Below are 22,985 nucleotides of genomic sequence, written 5' to 3' on the forward strand. Positions count from 1 at the left end.
GTACGTCGGCGTGGGGGACGTTGCTCGGGACGGGATGGAAGGACATAATCTAACCAGCTTGGCTCGGACCCGGATCGCCTTTAGCCCGGAATGCCTTGAACCCGGAGATGAAATGTTGCGCCGAGAGACCTCTGACCGTAAGCGGATCTCTGCGGGAGAGGCGATGAGTCGAACTGTCGCGGGAGCGTGGATAGTTCGCGTCCGCAGGCCGCTTGAACGGGTCGTCCGACGATCGTCGGTAGCGGAAGTCGCGCCGGCACCGGATCGCCGCCTGTGACATCGTCGCTGCGCGATCTCGCTTCTGAGCTTCGGACGGATGCCGGCTCGGCGAAGGCCGTACCGGCTCTGGCGGCCGGGTTGACCTCCGGCCTGGCGCTGCTGGTCGCTCAGGTCGCCTACGGGAGCCTGATATTCTCGGGCCCCCTCGCTCCCTACTCGTCCCAAGGCGTCGGACTGGTGCTGTTCGGAAACTTCGCCGCCTGCCTGGTCATCGCGCTTGCCGGCGGCTTTCGCGGGGCCATCTCGGGACTGTCTCCGGCGCTCGTCCTGGTGATGGCGCATGTCGGCGCCACCATAGGCGGCTCGCGCGAGACGCTCTTCGTCACCACCGTTTGCGCACTCGCGATCGGTGCTGTCGCCGCAGGCGTTTGCTTTCTCGCGATATGGCGCTACGGACTGGCCAATCTGGTGCGCTTCGTCCCCTACTCCGTCGCGGCCGGCTTCATCGCCGGAATTGGGGGAGCGGTGTGCCTGGCGGCGATGTCGCTCATGGTGACGGAGCCGGATTGGCACACGGTTCCGGCTCTCCTCCAACCTCCTGAGCTTTGGAAATGGCTCCCGGGCGTGGTGTTCGGCGCAGCCCTTTACTTCGCGATGAAGCGGTGGGGCCGTCCACTCATCATGCCTGTCGGGGTCGGGCTGGCCGTGGGCGGGTACCACCTCGCACTGATCCTGCTCGGAATCTCCGGCGACGAGGCGAGGGTGGCGGGTCTGCTGTTGACGAGCACGTCGGAGGCGAGCCTGTGGCCGTCCCTGGCGCCCGCCGACCTCGCGCACATAGACTGGTTCGCGATCGCGACGCACCTTCCCACCCTCCTCTTGCTGGTGTTCGTCGCCCTGATCGTGGTCATCATGAATTTCGCCGGGCTCGAGATGGCCTCGCACAGAGATCTGGACTGGAACCGAGAGTTCCGCGCGACGGGAATCGCGACCATCGTGGCAGGCCTTGGCGGCGGAACGACGGCCAGCCTGATCGTGCCGGCGTCGCTGCGCAGCATGCTCTTCGGAGCGGCCACCCGCCTTACCGGCATCGTCGCGGCCCTCGTCATCGCGGCAGCCGTGTTTCTGGGCGACGGGATGCTCGAACTTGTCCCCGTTCCGCTCGTCGGAGGCATTCTGGTCTTTGCAGGCTTCGGCATGCTGGACGAGGGACTCCTGAGGAGTCGCAAGCGCCTTCCATGGACGGAGTACGGAGTCATCGTGCTGATCGCTGTCGTCACGATGGTGTTCGGGCTCTTTGAGGGCGTGGGCGTCGGAATGCTGGCAGCCTTCGTCTTTTTCGCAGCGCGGCTGAGCCGCATCGACCCTGTGGGAGAGTGTTTCACGGTAAGCGAGCGCCGGAGCACCAGATCGCGTTCCGTCCCCGACTCCGTCATCCTTCACCACGGGGGCGACCGCGTACCGGCGTGGCGGCTGCGCGGCTATGTCTTCTTCGGAAGCGTCTACTCGCTCGCCGACCGCCTAAAGGAGTCGATCGACCGCCGTCCACCCCCCAACGCCGTGCTGTTGGACTTCACACACGTGTCCGGATTCGATTTTTCGGCCGTGAACGTGCTGGCGAGGTTCCTGCGATCAGCCATTTCCGGCGGATCGAAAGTGGTTCTGAGCGCGCCGTCGGAGCAGGTGAGGACCGGCCTGGGCAGGAATCTGTCCCCGTCGCATTTCGCGTCGGTGCAGGTCGAGCCCAGCCTGGACCGTGTGCTTGAACATTGCGAGGAGATCGTCATCGACGAGTGGAAGGTGAACGCGGAGAGGGATTTCGAGCGCCGGTCCTCGGTGCTGGCGGGCGCTGTCGGTGTTTTGGAGCGGCAGCTCGAACGGCAGGCCGGTTTTGAAGAGCTGATCGAGGAGCTCGGGGGCTGGTTGGATCCTTGCCGGTACGCTTCAAGGGAGACTCTGACCGGTCCGGGCGTACCGAGCGACGGGCTGATATTGCTGGTCTCCGGCAAGGCATCCGCCCGTGACGCCGCGAACAGGCGGCTTCGTCAGTACGGTCCGGGAGACGCGATCTGGCCGCTCGACCCGAGCGACACGGCGTTGAGCGTAAGCGCCGACCCGACCTGCACCGCGATGGTTCTCTCGCATGTCGCCCGACGACGGCTGGAGGAGCGAGAGGAGCGGCTCGCCCTTAAGCTCTACCGGTATCTGATGGCCGAGCGTTTCGGGGACGATCCGCTCGACCGGAATGATGATGACCTGGAACCGGAGTCCACTATTCAACCCAAGCAAGGCTCATGACACGTCTCGTTGTCGCAGTCGCCCTGGCATCAGCCGCCGCCGCGTGCGGCTCGGACCCTGGCCCTGGGGAGGGTTGGCCGCTTGTCGGTTCCGACCAGGCGCACACCAATTATTCCGCGGCCGAGGAGATCGCGGTCGCCAACGTCGACGAACTCGAGATCGACTGGCGTTAGGATCCGAACGAGACGCCTCTCGAGGAGTTCGGCACACGGCCCGGTCGACCTGCCGGAGAGGCTAGGCACGCTGGGCACGCCGGTCCGATGGTGACCAGGGGAGGACTGGTTTTCCTGGGCGGTGGCGACCCGTTCCTCTAACGCCTTCGACAAGGCCACGGGCATGGAGCTTTGGCGTGGCGCGACGCTGTTCCCGACCAATGAGAACCTGATGACCTATCAGACAAGGTCCGGGCGACAGTTGGTCGTGATCGCCACGGGCGGAGGTTCGGACTCGGCGCTCGTCGCCTTCGCCGGATTCTCAGCGCTCTCGGGCTCGTCGCTGGCCGCCGCCCTGACCATGGGGCGGGTATCGCTGACGGTGTGCGGCTCGAGTCCGACCCGTCCCGGAACGGTGCAGACGTGGTGGTGTAAGAAATTGCAGATCAGCCGGAGGTATTCCATACCATGCGAAACGGAAACGAACTCGTCCTGCTGCTGGTGCCCGCGTTGGCGGTCGGTCTCAGCGGCTGCGGGGGCGTAGGCGAAGTCCGCGAGAACGGCGGTGTCCCGGTTCAGATCGAGGACAGCGCAGGTGTGCGGGTCGTCGAGTATGACGGGATGCCGGAAGTCGAAGCGCCCTTCCAGTTTTCGGCGGAGCCACTCTACCGCCACGGCGCCAATCCGGGCGACTACACCTTCCAGGGCATACATCCCGGCAGCCTCTTCCCGGACGGCAGCGCCATAGTCTCAGACGTGTTCAACAAGGAGCTGATCGTGCTGAGTCCGGACGGCGCCTCGCACGAGGTGATTGCCGGGCCGGGGGAGGGACCGGGCGACGTCGACTACGTGGGGGCCACCTTCACGCTGGGGCAGGACAGGTTTCTGGCGGTCGACGAGTTCCTGAACCGCCTGACCATTTTCGCCGGCGGTTCGGTCGAGCGCACGGTGGACATCCGGCACGCGGACGGCTTGGGTGTAAAGGGATTCGGCTCATCCGGAAAGTTGCTGATGACCACGAGTTCGCACATGCCCGGCTTTGAAGAGGAGTGGCTTCGGGGGCACATGGTCCGGCTCGACATGGAGACCGGTGCCGTCGACACGGTCGCGTCCTACGACTACATCGAGCGACCTCCGCCAGAGCTGCGGTGGAACCCGATCGGAGCGGCCGGCTGGGTCACGGTCTCGGACGGGCAGTTCGTCTACACCAGATCCGACAGGCCGGAGGTCACCTGGCGTCTGCCCGATGGCACCGTCACCCAGATCGTGCGCTGGCAGGCCGAGCCGGCTCCGCTGACCGAGGAGATGTTGGAGGGCATCGAGGACGGGTACAGGGCGGGCAATCAGATGGCCAACCCGGGTGCCACGGCTGCCGACATCGATCGCATGACCGACGGCAACATGGCCACTTTTCGGGCCGTCATCGGCGGATCGATGCCCCTCTTCACCACGCCCTTCGCCGACGCTGAGAACCGGGTATGGCTGCCTTCCTACCGGCCGGGCGTAAGGAGCGAGGGTGTGCCCGTCTACACCGTCATTGGCCCCAACGGGGAGTGGCTGGGCAAGGTGGAGTCGCCGCCGAGGCATCGGATCCTGGATGTGGCCCACGGGCTCGTGCTGGGGGTGCAGTTGGACGAAACGGATGTGGAGCACGTGGTCGTGTACGAGCTGGTGGTGGCTAGCTGACGGAGCCTTGCCCGGTGGGCGCCGCTTGCCGGCGGAGAAGAGGCTGCTTGGTGCTCGCGGGGGATGTGCACGGGCTGTTAGATTCCATGTTCGCAGATCGCCAGCGCCCCTTCACCGAGGACCCGCTCGTGCGCCACCCGGCAACGAACTCCACACCCGTACTCAAGCCGCACCCGCTTCTCATCGCTCTCTGGCTCGCCGCCGCAGCGCTTTCGTGGCTCGATCCCGTTGGTGCGGCGGCCCTCCAGAACGGCCAGGTGGAACGCTCCGACGGGGGCATGGTCGTCAGCGAGGAGTGGCGAGCCAGCGAGGTGGGACGGGACGTTCTCGCGGCTGGCGGCAACGCGGTGGATGCGGCCATCGCGACCGGATTCGCCCTCGCGGTCACCCATCCGGCAGCCGGCAACATCGGCGGCGGCGGTTTCATGGTGATCCGATTCCCCGACGGCGCCACGACGGCGCTCGACTTCCGCGAGATGGCGCCGGCGGCGGCCCACCCGGAGATGTGGCTGGTGGACGGCGAGTACTCCTCCCAGCGCCATCACCTCAGCCACGCCGCGGTCGGGGTGCCCGGCACGGTCGCAGGATTCGACAAGGCTCACCTGCTCTACGGGAGCGGCCTGCCCTGGGAACGGCTCGTCTACCCCTCCGTGGCTCTGGCCCAGGACGGCTTCGAGGTCAGCGAGGTGCTCGCGAGAGGTCTGGCCGGCTTGGTCGAGAGGGCTTCCCAGCACTGGGCCACGGTTGCCCAGTTCTCCAAGAACGGCGAGCACTACGAAGCGGGGGACACGCTTCGCCAGCCGGATCTCGGCGCCACCCTGCGCCGGATCATGCTGAACCGCCGGGACGGCTTCTACGAGGGCGAGACCGCTCGCCTTGTCGCCGCCGAGATGCGCCGCGAGGGAGGGCTCATCACCGAGGAGGATCTCGCCGCCTATCGCGTTCGCGAGCGGAGCCCGGTTCACGGTACCTACCGAGGATACGACGTCATCTCCATGCCCCCGCCCAGCTCCGGCGGCGTCGCGCTGGTCACCATGCTGAACATCCTGGAGGGCTACGACCTCGCCTCGTTCGGCCATAACACCGCTCCTTACGTGCATCATCTGGCAGAGGCCATGCGCCGGGCCTTCAGGGACCGGGCCCACTACCTGGCCGATCCCGACTTCGTGGACGTCCCGCTCCACCGGCTGACCGGCAAGGAGCACGCGAGCGCCTTGCGCGAGACGATCGACTCCGAGGCCGCGACAGAATCCAGCCCGAGCGACGTCGAGCTCGGGTTCGAATCGCCGGAGACCACCCACTACTCGGTGGTGGACGCAGACGGCATGGCGGTATCCGTGACCTACACGCTCGAGTTCGGATACGGCTCGGGCATAGTGGTCCCGGGCGGAGGCTTCCTCCTCAACAACGAAATGGGCGACTTCAACGCCGGACCCGGACTCACCAGCGAAACCGGACTCATTGGCACCGAGCCCAACCTGGCGCGGCCCGGCCAGCGCATGCTTTCCTCCATGACGCCTACGATCCTGGCGCGCGACGGCGAGCTCGTGGCCGTCATCGGGACTCCTGGCGGACGGACCATCATCAACACGGTCCTCCAGCTCGTTCTCAACCTCGTCGACTTCGGGATGCGGCCCGAAGAGGTGGTATCGGCGCGGCGGATACACCATCAGTGGCTCCCCGACCGGATCCGGATCGAGCGCGGCGGCGTGAGTGACCAGACCGTGGCGCTGCTCGAGGAGATGGGCCACACGGTCCAGACGATCGGATCTCAGGGTCGGGCGAACTCGATCGTGATCCACGGCCGCTCGGGTGAACGGGTGGGGGTGCCGGACGCTCGCAACCCTGACGCCGGGGCCCGGGGAATCGCTAGGGGCGGCCGATGACCGCGTTACCGCTCGCGCTCGCCCTCTCGCTTGCGGCGCCGCAGTCGGCGGGTCCCGCTCATTCGGGCTACGATCCAAGGGCCGCGCGTCTTTCCCCCGACGCCTACGAGGGCGAGTTCGGTGAGCTTCTGCGCGCGATCGAAGGCGACATCCGCTGCAGTTGCGGATGCGGACTCGATCTGCACTCCTGCCAGTTCCAGATGCAGTGCGCCATCTCGCCGGGATGGTCGCGGCGAATCATGTCCGCGCTTCAACAGGGCGAGACCCCCGAGGCGATAAGGGCGGGATTCGTCGCCGACTTCGGACCCACGGTGCTCATGGCTCCGCCTCCCGAGGGCTTCAACCTCCTGGGATACCTTTTGCCGGGGCTGGCGATCCTCTTCACGGGAGCGCTGGTCAGCCGAAGGGTGCGAGGCTCAGCGCTTAGGGCCGGGGGTGCGGACGGCGCGAGCTCGTTCACCGTTCCGGAAGTCTCCGCGGCCGACGAGGACAGACTAGCGCGCGAGCTGCGAAGGATCGAGGAGATGGAGCGCCCGGACTGGTAGGGACCGCCCGCGTCGAGCCTCTCGGCTTGCGCATTCGGGAGAGACCGGCTTGCGACTTCGGGCGGGAAAGGTTAGATAGCAAGCCCGTCGCAGTTCCACAGCAACGAGACCGCCATGCCCAGAGAGACCATTCGCCGCAAGGATTTCCTCAAGACCGCAGGAGCGGGCGCCGGTGCGATGGCTCTGGCCGGCTGCGGAGCGGGCGAGTCCGCGACCCTGAGCGCGACAGCCGCCTCTCGGCCGGACGTGCGCTGGAGGCTTACCGGGAGCTTTCCGCCCACGCTCGACGTCCTTTACGGAGCGGGAGAGCGTCTCTCGGCCCGGGTCGCCGAGCTTACCGACGGCCACTTCGACATTCGGGTCTACGCGGCCGGCGAACTGGTTCCCGCTCTTCAGGTGATGGACGCGGTCCAGCAGGGCACCGTCCACTGCGGCATCTCTCCCGGCTACTATTACACCGGCAAGCATCCGGCCCTGGCCTTCGACGCCGCAGTTCCGTTCGGCTTCAACGCACGCCAGCAGATCGCCTGGCTCCAACATGCCGGCGGCCTCGATCTGATAAACAGCGTCTATGCCGACTTCGGCCTCATCACCTTCCCGGTCTCCTGCACCGGCGGCCAGATGGGGGGATGGTTCCTGGAGCCCGTGGGATCGCTCGCCGACCTGACCGGCCTGCGTATGCGCATACCCGGGATCGGCGGCGAGATCATGTCGAGGCTCGGTGTCACCGTCCAGGTCCTCGGTGCCGCCGAAATCTATCCGGCGCTCGAACGGGGCGCGATCGACGCTACCGAATGGGTCGGACCCCACGACGACGAGCGGCTCGGATTCCAACAGGTGGCCAAGAACTACTACTACCCGGGGTGGTGGGAGCCCGGGGTCACCATGTCGCTCCTCATCCAGCGCGAGGCCTACGACGAGCTACCCGCTTCGTACCAGTCGGCTCTCCAGGTCGCGTGCAGGGAATCCATCTCCGTCACGACCGCGATGTACGACGCGCTCAACCCCAGCGCCCTCCAGCGTCTCATCCGCGACGACGGGGTCACCGTGCACGCCTTCAGCGAGGACATCATGGCGGCCGCGATGAGCCATTCCATGGCTTACCTGGAGGAGCAGGCGGCCGACAACGCGGAATTCAAGATGGTCTACGACTCCTGGAAGTCATTCAGAGACACGGTGTTCCCGTACGCATCGGGTAACGAGCTGGCTTATGCCAACTTCACCTTCCCGCAGGTGGGGGGGTAGCGCAGGCGGCCGAGGTCAGGAGGACGGCTTACTCTCAGGTAGGGCGGCGTCCTCGGCGGCGGTCCGGTAGCGGATGACGCCGAATGCGATTTCCCGGCACGCCTTCGAGCCCAGCCAGGTGCCCATGGCGACGACGCCGAACCAGGCGCCGAGCAGATCGGCGCTGGGTCGGATGCCGAGGGCGATGTAGAGCGCGAGCGCCGCACCGATGCCGATGCCGCCCAGCCATCCCCACCATCCCGCCCGTTCCCGGGCCCTCCGCATGCAGCCGGTGCACCAGAACATGCGGTCGAGCTCCATCTCAGGATAATCGTCGGCGCAGACGAGGCACGTGGCCGTCTCGGGCGTTTCGGCGAGGACCTTGAAACCGCGACTGTCTGCCCTCATCCCAGGGCCCGCACGATCGCCTCGGTGTACTCGGCGGTGGAGGAGCGTCCGCCAATGTCGCGGGTGCGAGAGTGGGGATCGCGGATTATCTGCCCAATGGCCCCGCGGATCCGCTCCGCCTCGGGAGCCATGCCGACGTGGTCGAGCATCATGCAAGCCGAAAGCAGAAGAGCGGTAGGGTTGGCGAGTCCCTTGCCCGCGATATCGGGAGCCGACCCGTGCACGGCTTCGAACATCGCCGCGTCCGCGCCGAGGTTGGCGGCCGGAGCGAAACCGAGTCCCCCCACCAGTCCCGCCATCAGGTCGGAAAGGATGTCGCCGAACATGTTCTCCATGACGAGAACGTCGAACCGATAGGGATCGAGCACCAGCAGCATGGCGGTGGCGTCGATGATCCTGTCTTCGAGCTCGACTTCGGGGTAATCGACGGCGACGTCGCGCGCGCAGTCCAGGAAGAGACCCTGAGTGCTCTTCAGAATGTTGGCCTTGTGTGCCACGGTGACCTTCCTGCGACCGTTCCGGCGGGCGAAATCGAGCGCGAAGCGGCAGACTCGCTCCGACCCGAAGCGTGTCACGATCATCACGGACTCGGCAGCGGCCCTCGGGTCGCCGCGTATGCCGATGTGGTGCTCGACGCCCACGTAGAGCCCTTCCGTGTTCTCCCGGATGAGCACGAGGTCGATGTCGTCGTAGCGGCCCGGGATCAGGGTGCGCACGGGGCGGACGTTGGCGTAGAGATCGAACGCCTTGCGCAGCTCGACGTTTATGGAGCGGAACCCGGTCCCCGAGGGGGTGGTGATGGGTCCCTTGAGGATGACCCGGTTCCTTTCGGCGGACTCCATGGTCGTTGTGGGCAGCGCGACGTCGTGCTTTGCGATAGCGGTCAGCCCGGCATCGTGAAAGTCGTACTCCAGGTCGGCTCCGGATGCGCGCAGGACGGCGAGCACGGACGAGACCACCTCCGGCCCTATTCCGTCACCCGGGATGACGGTTACGGTCTTTGACATTCGGACTTCCTTGAGGTCGAGCCCTCAGCGCTCGTCGAGATCGAGGGCGGCGGAGTTGATGCAGTAGCGGAGACCTCCGGGAGACGGGCCGTCCGGGAAGACGTGACCGAGGTGGCCGCCGCAAGCGGAACAGAGGATCTCCGTCCGCACCATGAAGTGGGAGGTGTCGCGAGCCTCCTCGACCGCGGACTCGACCACGGGATCGGTGAAGCTGGGCCAGCCGCAGCCGGAATGGTACTTGGAATCGGAATCGAAGAGCGGCGAACTGCAACCCATGCACTTGTAGGTGCCCGGTCGGGTCTCGTCGGTGTATTTTCCGGTGAAAGCTCGTTCCGTGCCCTTCTTCCGGAGCACGCGGTAGGCTTCGGGGTCGAGTTCGGCGCGCCACTCGGCGTCGCTCTTCTTCACTTTTTCGCTGATGGTTTGCCCTCCGCGCGAAGGAGAATGTCGCTCCGGGAAGCGCCTCGGAAGGCGACGGCCCGGATTACCCCGGGGCGCGAGAGGTGCTCCTTCGAACCGTCGGTTCGCACCCGCGGAAAGCGGGCGGTCCGGTTCGCTTGCCTAACCGCCTTGCGGTCCGGTATCTTCAAGCCCATGACACTACGACGCTCACGCGGATCTCCGGCAACGCCCACGGTTCTCGGGCTTGGAGCGCCGATACTGGTGACCGCCGGTCTGACGCTGGCCTCATGCGGATCCGACCCTCCGCCCACCCAGCCGCCCCCGGTGGATACCACGGCGGTCCGTCCCGTCCCTTGCACGACCGGCACGGCGACCTGCGCCGAGCGCATCGAGATCGCCGGTGGCCTCTTTCTCCCCATCTTCTCGTCTCACGAACTCGCGACCGGCGACGCGAGCGTCACCCGGGCCGTGATCGCGGTTCACGGCATCGACCGGAACGCCGACGACTACTTCGTCACCGGCAACGTCGCCGCCGCCGCGGCCCGAGCCGGTGCGACCGCCGTCATCGTCGCCCCGCACTTCCAGACCTCGGACGACGCCCCCGAATCGGACGAACCCTTCTGGTCGAGCGCCGGCTGGCGCAAGGGGCATCTCTCCCGACCGGAAGGGCCGTCTCCCCGCGTGAGCTCCTATCTGGCGATGGATCGGTTGATCGAGACTCTGGCCAACCGCTCGCTCTTCCCGCAGATCGCGACGATAGTCTTGACCGGTCACTCGGCCGGGGGGCAGTTCGTACACAGGTTCGCGGCGACGAGTCCGGTGGAGGACGTCTCGGTGCCGTCGGCCAGGGTCCGCTACGTGGTCGCCAACCCGTCCACCTATCTCTACCTTCGCCCGGAACGCTGGCAGCGGACGGAGTTCGCGGTTCCGGACCGCACGCTCTGCTCCGACTACAACGAATGGCATTACGGGCTGGAGGAACGGCCGAGCCGGGTGGAGGGGCTGGAAATCGACACGGTTCAGGCTCGCACGCTGCGTCGCGACGTCACCATCCTCATCGGCAGCGCGGACTCTACCAGTTCCAACCTGGACGTGTCGTGCGGGGCCAACCTCCAGGGGCGGCACAGGTTCGAGAGGGGAGAGCTTCTGGTTCGCTTCATGAACGAATTCTTCGACGCACACAGCCACCGCGAACTCGTGGTTCCGGGTGTGGGACACTCTTCCAGGGACATGTGGACCTCTTCGGTCGGGCTCGGAGCGCTCTTCCAGGATCCGGCGGGATACGGTGCTTCGGCAGAATACCGCAAATCACTCGATACTCGCAACTGACAACCATGGAATCGCTTCGAACCGCGTCCCAGCCGCGTCGGACCGCCCAGGTCCCTGGCGCGTTCGCAGTCTTCGTCCTGCTCTCGTCTACGGCCTGCGAGCCGGCGCTGAACGGGGAGAACGCGCCCGCCCGGGCGAGCGCTCAGCAACGGAGCTCGGAGTGGGACTACTGGGCGCCCCAGCGCGACATGATCCAGAGGGGAGTGCAGGCCATCCTTCAGTGCAACGGACTCTTCACCTCCCACCGGCCCGTCGATCTCGTCTTCGAGCAGGAGCTGGCCTATCTGGCCAGTCCCGTGGGCTCCGCCGAAGGGGGCGACTACGAGGTGAACGAGGAGCTGCGCGCGGTCGCCATCGGCAAGGACGGAGCCGTGCCCACCATGCGCGCCGCCTTCAGAGAGGGGATCGGCTGCGTGACCATGGCCCCCGATCAGGACTTCGACGACATAGGTTCGCTTCCGGAGCACCCCATGGGAGCCCCCGTGCGCGACGCGTCCGACATTCCCTGGCCTGACGGCGATCTCGTGGAAGAGGTCGTCGTTCCGGACGGGGTCGACGCCGACGCGCTCCAGGCGGCTTCGCAATGGGCGTTCGAGCGGGAGTCGCCGGAGCAGGTCACGCTCTCCCTCCTCGTCGTCCACGACGGCGTCATCATCCACGAGCGCTACGCGGACGGTGTGAACATGGATACGCGCACCCGCACCTGGTCCACCGCCAAGAGCATCGCGGTCACGCTCATCGGGATGACGGTCGACGACGGTCTGCTCTCGTTGGACGATCCGCTTCCATTCGAGTGGCTGCCGCGACAGAATCCCGAAGATACCGATCCGCGGCGCGAAATCACCCTGCGCCACCTGCTCAACATGTCGAGCGGACTCGAGACGGTTGACAATAGGGGGATGGAGTACGCCACCGGGTCCGGGCTCTCCTACTGGGCCGGCGCATCGTCGGTCACCGGTGCGCTCTCCAGGGCTCTCATCCGCGAACCCGGGAGCAGTTGGGACTACGAGAACTACGACACGCTGCTGGGAGTGCTGGCGATGAAACTGGCCCTGGGCGGGGGCGACGCCTATCTGGAGTTCCCGCGCCGCAGGCTTCTCGACGTCATCGGTATGCGAAACACGCTCCTCTCCACCGACCGGTTCGGCGACTTCATCTTGAGCAGCCAGGTGTACACCAACGCCCGCGACCTCGGACGTTTCGGCCTCCTGTACCTCAACGGAGGAGTCTGGAACGGCGAACGGCTGCTGTCGGAGGAATGGATCGAGTTCACCCGCACTCCCGCCCCGGCGACCGCGGATCGCGGCAACATGTACGGCGGGCAGTGGTGGCTGGTGCCCGACGGTCGCGACGACGTTCCCAAGGACGCCTATTCCACGGCGGGAAACCGCGGGCAGTTCGTGCTCGTGGTGCCCTCGCACGACCTCGTGATCGTGCGCCGCGGTCTCGACTACGGACGCCAGGGCTTCAACCGTTGGGATCTCCTACGAGAGGTTCTGAAGGCGTTCGGATAGAATCTAGCGGGGGAGCGGTCGGTTCCGCGTCTCCACCGCCGGCGCCGGGACCGGCCCGCATCCCGCCAATCGGAGCCGCCTGCCGACCGACGAACCGCGCAGCGGCACCGCTCCTGCCGATCTTTCCGCATGCCATCCCTACCTTCCTCCTTTTTCTCTTCCGGACGGGAGCGCCGTCTCTGGACCTGTGCGTTCGTCGCCGTGGCGGCCATCTACTCGACCCTCGGATTTGCCGGCACCCTCGCGGCTCGGTTCGCAGGAACCGGCGTGGGCGAATGGATCTTTGCCGCAGCGTGCCTCCTGATTCTGATCGCCGTCGTCACGCAAGGCTTGAGCAGGCGCCCGACCGCAGCCGAGTGGGGGGTCGCCCTCGGGATCGCCGCTGTCTACGCGCTCGTCTTCGCGCGCATGGCGATTCCGACCGAACGTTCGCACTTGGTCGAGTACGGCGTCGTGGCCATCTGCATCCACGCCGCGCTCGTGGAGCGGGCCGCTCGCGGCGGAGAGGTTCCCGTACCGGCACTGCTGACCGTCGCGGCAACCGGATCGCTGGGCGCGCTGGACGAGTTCATCCAGATCGTCGTACCGAACCGCACGTACGACCCCGTCGACATGCTCTTCAACGTGCTGGCCGGGGTGATGGCGGTCGGCGCATCCGTCGCGCTTGCCGCCGCGAGGAGGTGGGTCGCGGCCCGGAAGCGGACCTCGTGAACCGGGATTTCTCGACCAAGGACCCGAACGGTTCCGGGCCGCCGGCAGCCGACCGAAGAAAACCGCCCCATTCGGTGGAGGATGAAGCATAGGCGCCTCCGTCCGGTTTCCGGGACGCGCCTAGGTCACTAACCTCGCAAGATAGACTTTCCTGGCCAAAACGGGCTACCTTTCACACTAATGCGCCGCACCGTAGCTCTCATCGCTCTAGTGGGACTCTCATGGTCCCAACCGGTCGCTTCCCGTTGCGACATGGGGACCGGTGCGTCCCGAGGGACACAGGGCGGGTCGGAGCACCATGCCGCAGCGGCGTCGAGGGTGAGCGATCAGGACCCGGCCCGCGGCGTACCCGGGCATCGCGCCGCTCCGTCCGAAAGGCCGCCGGACTCGCACGGTCGGCACCACGACGCCGGGAACGGGTGCATGATGTTTCTGGGGTGCGGTTCGGCATCGGCGCGGCCGGGCCGGGCCGTGACGGTCGTTCACATTCCTGCCGTGTCGGAGCGTAACGCCTTCCATGCCGCTCCGATCCCCCGCGCTGTTAATCTCTCGGTCGAGACGCCGCCTCCACGCCACGTCGCCTGATCCCCTTGCAGTCCGCGGCGAAACCCGCGGGCTGTTCGACACGCGTCAGGCTCGACGACGCGTCACGTCGGGCGTTTCCGCCCGGCGACCGACTATTCAGGCCGCGAGGAACCCATGTCCACACCGCGAATCGTGGCGGTCGCACATGCGATCGCCGTTCTCCACAGCACCGCCGCCGCGTGCGCCGAAGCGCAAACGCTCACGTACAGTACGAACGGCGACACGGCGTTGGCCGCCCTCATCGAGGAAGCCGTCGAGCGCAACCCGCAGCTCCGAGCTGCACGGCTGGAATGGGTGGCCGCCGAGGCGCGCATCCCCCAGGCATCGGTGCTGCCCAATCCCACCGTGTCCTTCACTCAACACGTGCTCGGCCCCCAGACGAGGGTCGGACCGCAGTTTTCCAACATCTCGCTGAGCCAGTCCATGCCCTGGTTCGGCACCCTCGCGGACCGCGCCGCCATGGCCGAGTCCGAGTCCGCGATTCGCGGCGAGTCCTACCAGGCGTTGAGAGCCGAGATCGTGCGCCGGGTCAAACTGGCCTGGTACGATCTCATTTATCTCGACCGGGCGTTGCGGGTAACCGGTGAGGAGGAGGAGCTTCTGCGGCACTACGAGTCTCTCGCTCGGGCGCGCTACTCCCAGGGCTCGGGCCAGTTGCAGGAGGCGGTAAAGCTCCAAGCCGAGATTACACGGGTCCTGAACCGACGACAGGAGCTGCTGCAGCAACGGACGGATACCGAAGCCCTGCTGAACCATCTGACGGCCCGACAGATCGGGGCCGCTATTGCGCCGGTCCTCGACGTCGGATATCGTCCCCAGGACCCCATCGACGCCGAAACCTTGCAGGAGATCGGCCTCGCAGTCAGGCCGGAGATCGCCGCGGCCCGGATGGGTGTGGAGAGAAGCCGACACGCAGTAAGCTTGGCCAACCGACGTTCCCGGCCCGGTCTTACGGTCGGCATCGCCTGGGGTGCCGTGCTGCCCCGACGCGACGATCCGGGACTCGCCCTCCCTCCCGCAGGCAACGGCCGGGACCATTTCAGCCTGACTCTCGGTGCCAGCATTCCCTTCTCCAGAACCGCGAACCGAGCGGCCGTGGAGGAAGCTTCGGCCAAGCTGGCGGCGGCCGAAGAGACCTACCGGGACCTGACCGCCGGCGCGGCCATGGGCGTGCGCACCGCCGCGTTCCGCCTGGAGACCGTCGCCCGGCAACTCGATCTCTTCGAACGAGCGCTGATCCCGCAGGCCGAACACGCGCTCCGCACGACCGAAGAGGCGTATTCCACCGGGGTCACCGGCGTGGTCGAACTCCTTGACAGCGAACGACTGCTTCTCGATGTCCGGCTCGGCTTCGCGCGGCTGCAATCCGACTACATGAAGGCGTCGGCGGAGATGGAACGCGCGACCGGATCTCCGTTTCCGACCTCCGCCGGGAACGACGGGACGTCGGCGGGCGGCCCGACCTTCCTCGTCGACCCGGGCTCCAAGGAGGTGGGATCATGACGGCGCCCCAGCGAATGCGCGGCACCTGGTTCGCGGCGTTCGGGATCGTGGTGGGTCTCGTGATCGGAGTGGGGGGAACGGCCCTGCTGCTGTCGTCCCGGATCGGCGGAGAAGCGGAAGAGAACACGCGGCAGGGCACGACCGCCCGGGGTGACGACCTGGCCGCGAGCGACACGGACGGTGCGCGACGGATCCTGTACTGGCGCGCACCCATGGATCCGAACTACACCTCGGACCGGCCCGGAAGGTCCCCCATGGGGATGGATCTCGTTCCCGTCTACGAAGACGCACCTTTACCGCAGGCGGACACGGATTCGGATGCCGTCGGTGCAGAGAGCGGCATCCGCGTGAGCCGGTCCTTCCTCCAGAACTTCGCGGTGCGAACTGCGGAGGTCCGTCGGGGAGCGCTGCCGGTCACGATCCGAACCGTCGGAACCCTGGCCCACAACGAGGAACGGGTCGTGTCGGTGCAGACGAAGTACGAGGGGTGGATCGAACGCGCCAGCGTCAACAACGTGGGTGAGACCGTGGCCAGGGGTGACGCGCTCTTCGAGATTTATAGCCCGCAACTGGTCACGACCCAGCGCGAGTTCCTGGGAGCGATGGACTACCTGCGACGCCTGCAAGCCCTGGGCGCTTCACCGGAGGCCGTGGGACGGGCGCAATCCCTCCTCGCGGCGGCACGGGAGCGGCTGCTCTACTGGGACATGACCGCAGCCCAGATCGAGGCGTTGGCGGAGTCGCAGACCATCGAACGAACGATCCAGGTCTTCTCGCCCGCCGACGGCTTCATAGTCGAGAAGATGGGCGATTCCATGGAGGGGATGAAGCTCGGCCCCGGAATGACGGTCCTGAAGATCGCCGACCACTCCGTTCTGTGGGCCGAAACCGAGTTCTACGAGGGCGATCTCCGCCATGTTCGCGAAGGCCAGACCGTGACCGTGGTGGCCGATGCGTTTCCCGGACAGGAATGGACGGGTCGCATCCTCTTCTTCCGCCCGGCCGTGGATACGCGCACGAGAACGCTGACCGCGTTCGTCGAAGTCGCAAATCCGTCGCTCCAGCTCAGGCCGATGATGTACGTCGATGTGACGGTGCGGGCGAGCGGGTCCGCAGACGCCCTGACCGTGCCTGCCGAAGCGATCCTGCACAGCGGGACGCGCGCGGTGGCGATAGTGGCGCGCGGCGAAGGGATGTTCGAGCCCCGCGAGGTCGTGCTCGGCGTGGAGAGCGACGGGAGGCAGGAGGTGACCGACGGACTTGCCGAGGGTGAATCCGTGGTTGTCTCGTCCCAGTTCCTCATCGACTCGGACGCGAACCTCAGAGGTGCGATCTCGCAACTGCTCAGCGAAGCGGAGCCGACGGCGTCCGAGGGCGCGGCGGCCGATACGGCCACCCCCGGCCACAACCACAACTGACGGAGAGGTCCGATGTTGGAGCGAATTGTCGACTTTTCCATACGGAATCGGCTGCTGGTCGTGCTGGGAGCCGCGCTGGTCATCGGGTTGGGGGCGGTATCGCTCAACAGGTCTCCGGTCGATGCGATTCCCGACCTCTCCGACGTCCAGGTCATCATCCAGACCGATTACCCCGGGCAGGCGCCGCGCATCGTCGAGGACCAGGTCACCTATCCGCTCGCGACTCGGATGCTGGGTGCGCCCTTCGCACAGGTGGTCCGAGGATATTCGTACTTCGGCGTGTCTTTCGTTTATGTGATCTTCGAAGACGGCACCGATCCCTACTGGGCCAGAAGCCGTGTGCTGGAGTACCTCGATGCCGTCTCGGATCAGCTTCCGTCCGGTGCAAACCCGACCCTCGGTCCCGATGCCACGGGAGTCGGATGGGCGTTCGTCTACGCCCTGAAGTCCGAGCTCCAGGATCTCGGCGAGCTGCGGTCGATCCAGGACTGGTACCTGAAACAGGAGCTGAGCGCGGTGCCGGGCGTCTCGGAAGTGGCCAGCGTGGGTGGCTTCGTGCGCCAGTATCAGGTCACGGTAGACCCCAATCGTCTCCGAGCGTTCGATCTCTCCATTTCGGAGATTCGCGAAGCGATTCGGGCGAGCAACAGCGACGTGGGTGGCGGGTTGATCGAAGTCGCCGAGAAGGAGTTCATGATCCGGGGTCTCGGCTACGTCCGGTCGGTCGAAGACATCCGGCGCATCGGTCTCGGAGCTGGCGTGGACGGCACGCCGATTCTGTTGGAGGACGTGGCGCGGGTGAGCGTGGGGCCGGAGAGCAGACGCGGGCTTGCCGAGTGGAACGGCGAGGGTGAGATCGTAGGCGGAATCGTGGTGGTGCGGCCGGGGACCGACGTCCGCAAGGTGATCGACGATGTGAAGGCCAAGCTTGCGGAGATCGGGCCCGGTCTGCCGGACGGCGTCGAGATCGAGGTCGCCTACGATCGCACATCCCTGATCGACCGCGCGGTCGCGAGCATCCGGGCGAGCCTCCTGCAACAGCTCCTGATCGTAGGCCTGGTGTGTCTGATCTTCCTCTCTCACATCCGAAGCGGGTTCGTCGCCGTCGTGGCGCTGCCCACCGGGATCCTGCTGGCGATGATCGCAGTGAAGCTTCAGGGGCTGACGCTCAACATCATGTCGCTGGGGGGCATCGCGGTCGCGATCGGAACCATGGTCGACGCCGGGATCGTGATGGTCGAGAACGCCCACAGGCATATCGCGCGGAGCGGGGGCCGACGGTCGCGCTGGGAGGTGGTCGCGGGTGCGGCTCGCGAGGTCGGCCCGTCCCTCTTCCTGGCCTTGCTGGTGATCACCGTGTCGTTCATGCCGGTCTTCGCGCTGGAAGCGCAGGAGGGACGTCTCTTCCGACCGCTCGCCTTCACCAAGACCTACGCGATGACGGCGGCGGCCCTGCTCTCGGTGACGCTCGTGCCGGTGCTGGTGGGCTACTGGGTGCGGGGAAGGATTCGTCGGCCGTCCGCAACGCCGGCAGGGCGGGTTCTTGCGGGCGCGTACAGGCCGGTCGTCGGGTTCGTGCTGCGTTTTCGCGGATGGGTGATCGGAGCAGCCGTGATCGCGCTTCTGGCGACCTGGCTGCCGTGGTCGCGCCTCGGTTCGGAGTTCATGCCGCCGTTGTGGGAGGGGGATCTGCTCTACATGCCCACGACCCTCCCGGGGGTGTCGATCACCGAGGCCCGAGAAATCCTCCAACAGACGGATCGGGTCATCCGCACCTTCCCCGAGGTCCGGCACGTGTTCGGGAAGGTCGGCCGAGCGGAATCCGCTACCGATCCGGCACCGCTCTCAATGATCGAGACCACCATCGCCCTCAAGCCGCGAAGCGAGTGGAGGCCCGGAATGACGCCTGACGCGCTGATCGCGGAGATGGACGCGGCTCTCACGATTCCCGGATTGACGAACGCATGGACGATGCCGATCCGGGGCCGCATCGACATGCTGTCCACCGGCATCAGGACGCCGGTCGGGATCAAGGTGGCCGGACCCGATCTGGCCGAGCTCGACCGACTGGGTCGAGAGATTGAGGCGGTCGTGAGGGACGTGCCGGGCACGGCCAGCGTCTATGCCGACCGCCTCCTGGGCGGCAACTACCTCGATATCGAGATCGACCGGGTCGCGATCGCGCGCCACGGGTTGACCGTTCAGGACGTGCAGGACGTGATCCGGACCGCGATCGGCGGCATGAACATCACCACGACGGTGGAGGGGCTAGAGCGCTATCCGGTGAATCTGCGCTACGGTCGGGAACTGAGAGACGACCTTCCGGGGTTGCGTTCCGTGCTGGTCGCGACACCGGACGGGCACAACGTGCCGCTGGGAGAACTCGTCGGCATGGAGTACGCTTCGGGACCCCCCAGCATCAAGAGCGAGGGGGCGAGGCCGAACGCCTGGGTGTACGTCGATGTCCGCGACACCGACCTTGGGAGCTACGTGAAAACGGCTCGCGAGGCGGTCACGAACGGCGTGTCTCTACCGGAAGGATACACGCTGGCCTGGAGCGGCCGGTACGAGTTCCTGGAGCGCGCGGAAGAACGCCTTGCTCTGCTCATTCCGCTCACGCTCTTCCTGATCTTCGTCCTCATCTACGTCGCCACGAAATCGGCGACCGAGACCCTGCTCGTGCTGGCGGGCGTCCCGTTCGCCGTGGCGGGATCCTTCTGGCTGCTCCATGCGCTCGACTACGATCTCAGCGTCGCCGCGTGGGTCGGCGTGATCGCGCTCGCCGGCCTCTATGCGGAAACCGCCATCGTCTTCCTTCTCTACCTCAACATCTCGTACCGGGACTACCGGGATCGCGGGCTGCTCACCGACCGGGGCGCACTCGTGCAGGCGATCCGAAAGGGTGCGGTGCGGCGGGTTCGCCCCGTCGTCATGACCATCGCGACCGACGTGTTCGGACTGCTGCCGATCATGTGGAGCGCGGGCGCCGGAGCCGACGTGATGAAGAGAATAGCGGCCCCGCTGGTGGGCGGGGTCGTCACGTCGGGAGCCGTCGTGCTGCTGCTCCTGCCGGTGGGCTTCCTACTGTTGAAGCAGAGAGGTCTGCCGAAGGCGACGGAGGTCGCGAAGGCGGACGGTTAGGTCATTGGTGTCGGCGTCAGCGCAGCCAAGCGGTCCGCCGACACTCCCGAACCGCCGAAACTTGCCGTTCGGAGAAGGACATGACAAATTGGGCGCGACGTTGGGAACGAGGCGCCATGGTCCCCACTTGAAGTGCCCCGACGATCCCGCGCTTCAGCGAGACTTTTCCATCTGTGAAGAGCGATGACGAAGCGAATCCGGCCCATGACACCTCGAGCAACTCCGTCCAACGCAGGCGAAGGGCCTGGCTCGGACGGGATTCCCTGGTACCTGGGCGCGGTGCTCTTCGCGTCGACGAGCGTTGTGGTGGGCGTGATCTGGGACATTTCCTGGCACCGAACCATCGGACGCGACTCGTTCTGGACGCCGGCCCACGTGGCGATCTACGCCGGAGGACTCGCCGCCGGTCTCTCCTGCGGATGGCTGGCCCTGAAGACGACCTTTGGAGGCACCGGTCCGGAGGTGGGACGGTCGGTGCGGATCTGGGGACTGCGCGCACCGCTCGGAGCCTGGCTGGGGATTTGGGGCGCGATAGCGATGCTCACCTCCGCACCGCTCGACGACTGGTGGCACAACGCGTACGGGCTCGACGTCGAAATCCTGAGTCCGCCCCACGTGGTCCTCGCCATGGGCATCGACGCGATCCAGCTCGGGGCGCTGCTCATGGCCCTGTCGTGGCAGAATCGCGCGTCGCGGGCGAGACGGCGGCGATTGTGCTTCGCCTACGCCTACGGGGCCGGGATGCTCCTGCTGGCGATGGCTGTGCTGACGATGGAGCGCTCGTTCCCCAACGACTGGCACGGAGCCGAATTTCACATGATTTCGGCAGGCGTTTACCCGGTGGTCCTCTTCGCCGTCGGGCGGGCCGGACGCCTCCCGTGGCCGGCCACATGGGCGAGCCTGATCTATACGGCTGTGACCTTGGCCATGATGTGGATCCTTCCACTCTTTCCAGCGGAGCCGATGCTGGCGCCCATAATGCGCAGCGTGGATGCGATGGTGCCGCCGCCGTTCCCATTGCTCCTGATCCTGCCTGCGGTCGGAATCGACATGCTTCTGCAAAGGACTTCGGGGTCCGACCGGGCTCCGCCGCGGCGTTCGAGGGACTGGGGGATCGCCGCGCTGGGTTCGATCGTGTTCGTGGGCGTCTTCGGTGTCGCGCACTGGTACTTCGGCGAGTTCATGCTGTCCGAGGGTGCGCGCAACTACTTCTTCCAAGGAGACCAATGGGGGTACTTCTCCGCTCCCGGTCCCTGGCAGTACGAGTTCTGGCACGGCGGCCGCTTCGCGGGCGGTGATTTTTCGGCCTCCCATTTCTGGGCGCGAGCGGTATGGGCGCTGCCGATAGGGTTCGTCTCGGCACGGGCCGGCCTTTCCATGGGCAACTGGATGCGGGAGGTGCGCAGATGAAGCGCGCCGCCATCTTCGCCGCCGCCATTTATCTGGCGACTGCGGCGCACGTCGGCAGCAAGAACGTTTTCTTCTCGGGCGCGGCGGGTCCTTACGACGTTTCGGTCGTGGTTCGTCCGCCCGACGTCGTTCCGGGGCTGGCGGAGATTTCGGTGCGAGTTCCGGATGGCCGGAACGACGTCGAGCGCGTCACGGTTCGTCCCGTGCGCTGGGATGCGCAGGAGGGAGGTGCGCCCCCGCCCGATCCCGCCGTTCCCGTGCCGGGCGATTCAGAGCTCTACAGCGCCGAGCTGTGGCTGATGACCGTAGGTGCATACCGAATCGAGGTGACCGTGGACGGTACGCGCGGATCCGGAACCGCGTCGGTGCCCGTGACCTCGGTGATGCGAGGCGTGCGCGACCTGCCGCCCGCCCTGGGAGGGTTGCTCGTCGTATTGGGTGGTCTGCTGCTGTCCGGTGCGGTCGCGATCGCGGGCGCTGCGGTGCGAGAGAGCCGGCTGGCGGCCAACGAGGGGGTCCGAAACACCCATCGCCGTCGCGCCCGTTTCGCCATGGCTTTGGCGTCGGGCACGCTGCTGGCGGCCGCATACGGAGGGTACGCCTGGTGGAACGCGGTCGATCGGGAGGCACGCAGCGGCATCTTCCAGCGCCTCTCCGTGGAGGGCGTGGTGACCCCGGCTGTCGGTGGGCCGGTGCTCGAAGTCCGGGTCACGGATCGGTCGTGGCTCGGGCGGAACTGGAGCCCGCTCGTGCCCGACCACGGCAAGCTGATGCACATGTTCGTGATCGGCGCACCCGACATGCGACGCTTCGCGCATGTCCACCCCGTTCCGGTCGACTCGGCGACATTCCGCGCGCCCTGGCCGGACCTGCCTGCGGGCGAGTACCGGATCTACGGCGACATCGTGCACGAATCCGGCTTCGCGCAGACCGTCGTCGACACCCTGTTCGTACTCGACGAGGCACTCACGCGAGCCGAGCCGGTAGCCGTCGGGGAGGGGGATCCGGACGATTCCTCGTGGCGCGGGGCGCCGGTCCCTTTGACCGATTCAAACCCGTCGACCCCCCTCGCGGACGGATCTACCTTGGTGTGGATGGGCGAGACCGAGCTCCGCGTCGACGAAGAGGTCAAGCTGACCTTCGCGGTACGGGATCCGGTGGGAGACCCGGCGGCGCTCGAGCCGTACATGGGAATGTTAAGCCACGCCGCCCTGACTCGGACCGACGGTTCGGTCTTCGTGCATCTGCACCCGGCGGGCACGATCTCCATGGGCTCGCTCTCCGTGCTCGCGCCGGATGCGCGTCCGCCGACGCAGGCTGGTGCGGTCGAGGAAGGCATGGGCGACGGCACGCGCGATCTGATGGTCGCCGGCTCGGACGACCCGGCCGCCCGGGTGGAGTTTCCCTACGCCTTTCCGCAGCCCGGCGAGTACGCCGTCTGGGTGCAGGTGAAGCGAGAGGGCCAGGTGCTGACCGGGGCGTTTCGGGTGAAGGTCGAGGAATAGGGGGGCCACAGCGGTCCGCAGATGGTGTCGCGGGAACGCGAA

18 protein-coding genes are annotated in these 22,985 nt (G+C 66.7%); 14 read left to right on the top strand and 4 right to left on the bottom strand.

Going from position 1 to position 22,985, the window contains the following annotated elements; all coding sequences use genetic code 11:
- Positions 1-273 precede the first annotated feature (273 nt).
- Together J4G12_07500 and J4G12_07505 are read left to right on the top strand one after the other, a co-directional pair.
- Positions 274-2,517, top strand: a complete 2,244-nt coding sequence (locus J4G12_07500; protein MCE2455655.1) for a SulP family inorganic anion transporter — start codon at positions 274-276, stop codon at positions 2,515-2,517.
- Complete coding sequence (locus tag J4G12_07505; GenBank protein ID MCE2455656.1) at positions 2,514-2,690, top strand: hypothetical protein; 177 nt, start codon at positions 2,514-2,516, stop codon at positions 2,688-2,690. Before J4G12_07500 ends, J4G12_07505 begins: the two co-directional genes overlap by 4 nt.
- Before the next feature lie 219 nt (positions 2,691-2,909).
- On the opposite strand, the gene J4G12_07510 is transcribed toward J4G12_07505, so the two are convergent.
- Positions 2,910-3,134, bottom strand: a complete 225-nt coding sequence (locus J4G12_07510) for a hypothetical protein (protein MCE2455657.1) — start codon at positions 3,132-3,134, stop codon at positions 2,910-2,912.
- Between the two features lie 3 nt (positions 3,135-3,137).
- On the opposite strand from J4G12_07510, the gene J4G12_07515 reads away from it, so the two are divergent.
- The 4 genes from J4G12_07515 (at position 3,138) to J4G12_07530 (ending at position 8,031) form a co-directional block, all read left to right on the top strand.
- Positions 3,138-4,355 (top strand): hypothetical protein, encoded by a 1,218-nt coding sequence (locus J4G12_07515; GenBank protein ID MCE2455658.1) that lies wholly within the window; start codon positions 3,138-3,140, stop codon positions 4,353-4,355.
- 278 nt (positions 4,356-4,633) lie between these two features.
- Positions 4,634-6,241 (top strand): gamma-glutamyltransferase, encoded by a 1,608-nt coding sequence (ggt, locus tag J4G12_07520; protein MCE2455659.1) that lies wholly within the window; start codon positions 4,634-4,636, stop codon positions 6,239-6,241.
- Complete coding sequence (locus J4G12_07525; GenBank protein MCE2455660.1) at positions 6,238-6,786, top strand: cytochrome c-type biogenesis protein CcmH; 549 nt, start codon at positions 6,238-6,240, stop codon at positions 6,784-6,786. Before ggt ends, J4G12_07525 begins: the two co-directional genes overlap by 4 nt.
- 129 nt (positions 6,787-6,915) lie before the next feature.
- Positions 6,916-8,031, top strand: coding sequence for an ABC transporter substrate-binding protein (locus J4G12_07530; protein MCE2455661.1), 1,116 nt, complete (start codon positions 6,916-6,918; stop codon positions 8,029-8,031).
- A gap of 15 nt (positions 8,032-8,046) precedes the next feature.
- Here J4G12_07530 and J4G12_07535 read toward each other — a convergent pair whose 3' ends face one another.
- From J4G12_07535 to msrB, 3 genes are read right to left on the bottom strand one after another with little or no spacing between them, the layout of a single operon-like run.
- Positions 8,047-8,418, bottom strand: coding sequence for a hypothetical protein (locus J4G12_07535; GenBank protein MCE2455662.1), 372 nt, complete (start codon positions 8,416-8,418; stop codon positions 8,047-8,049).
- On the bottom strand, positions 8,415-9,425 hold the full coding sequence (locus J4G12_07540; protein ID MCE2455663.1) for an NAD-dependent isocitrate dehydrogenase: 1,011 nt from the start codon (positions 9,423-9,425) through the stop codon (positions 8,415-8,417). Before J4G12_07540 ends, J4G12_07535 begins: the two co-directional genes overlap by 4 nt.
- A gap of 24 nt (positions 9,426-9,449) precedes the next feature.
- Positions 9,450-9,845 (bottom strand): peptide-methionine (R)-S-oxide reductase MsrB, encoded by a 396-nt coding sequence (msrB, locus tag J4G12_07545; GenBank protein ID MCE2455664.1) that lies wholly within the window; start codon positions 9,843-9,845, stop codon positions 9,450-9,452.
- Between the two features lie 174 nt (positions 9,846-10,019).
- On the opposite strand from msrB, the gene J4G12_07550 reads away from it, so the two are divergent.
- From J4G12_07550 to J4G12_07585, 8 genes are all read left to right on the top strand, one after another.
- Entirely contained in the window at positions 10,020-11,156 is a 1,137-nt protein-coding gene (locus J4G12_07550; GenBank protein MCE2455665.1) for a hypothetical protein, read from the top strand.
- 5 nt (positions 11,157-11,161) lie between these two features.
- The gene (locus tag J4G12_07555; protein MCE2455666.1) at positions 11,162-12,670 is read left to right on the top strand and encodes a serine hydrolase; all 1,509 of its coding nucleotides are present in this window, start codon (positions 11,162-11,164) and stop codon (positions 12,668-12,670) included.
- Between the two features lie 129 nt (positions 12,671-12,799).
- Positions 12,800-13,381: a VanZ family protein gene (locus J4G12_07560; protein ID MCE2455667.1), complete on the top strand. Its 582-nt coding sequence runs from the start codon at positions 12,800-12,802 to the stop codon at positions 13,379-13,381.
- Between the two features lie 699 nt (positions 13,382-14,080).
- Positions 14,081-15,469 (top strand): TolC family protein, encoded by a 1,389-nt coding sequence (locus J4G12_07565; GenBank protein ID MCE2455668.1) that lies wholly within the window; start codon positions 14,081-14,083, stop codon positions 15,467-15,469.
- Positions 15,466-16,887, top strand: a complete 1,422-nt coding sequence (locus tag J4G12_07570; protein MCE2455669.1) for an efflux RND transporter periplasmic adaptor subunit — start codon at positions 15,466-15,468, stop codon at positions 16,885-16,887. Before J4G12_07565 ends, J4G12_07570 begins: the two co-directional genes overlap by 4 nt.
- Before the next feature lie 12 nt (positions 16,888-16,899).
- Complete coding sequence (locus tag J4G12_07575; GenBank protein MCE2455670.1) at positions 16,900-20,028, top strand: efflux RND transporter permease subunit; 3,129 nt, start codon at positions 16,900-16,902, stop codon at positions 20,026-20,028.
- A gap of 204 nt (positions 20,029-20,232) precedes the next feature.
- Positions 20,233-21,438, top strand: a complete 1,206-nt coding sequence (locus tag J4G12_07580; GenBank protein MCE2455671.1) for a hypothetical protein — start codon at positions 20,233-20,235, stop codon at positions 21,436-21,438.
- Positions 21,435-22,943 (top strand): hypothetical protein, encoded by a 1,509-nt coding sequence (locus J4G12_07585; GenBank protein MCE2455672.1) that lies wholly within the window; start codon positions 21,435-21,437, stop codon positions 22,941-22,943. Before J4G12_07580 ends, J4G12_07585 begins: the two co-directional genes overlap by 4 nt.
- Positions 22,944-22,985 lie beyond the last annotated feature (42 nt).

Source organism: Gemmatimonadota bacterium (assembly GCA_021295815.1).
Lineage (GTDB): Bacteria > Gemmatimonadota > Gemmatimonadetes > Longimicrobiales > Gaopeijiaceae > JAGWBQ01.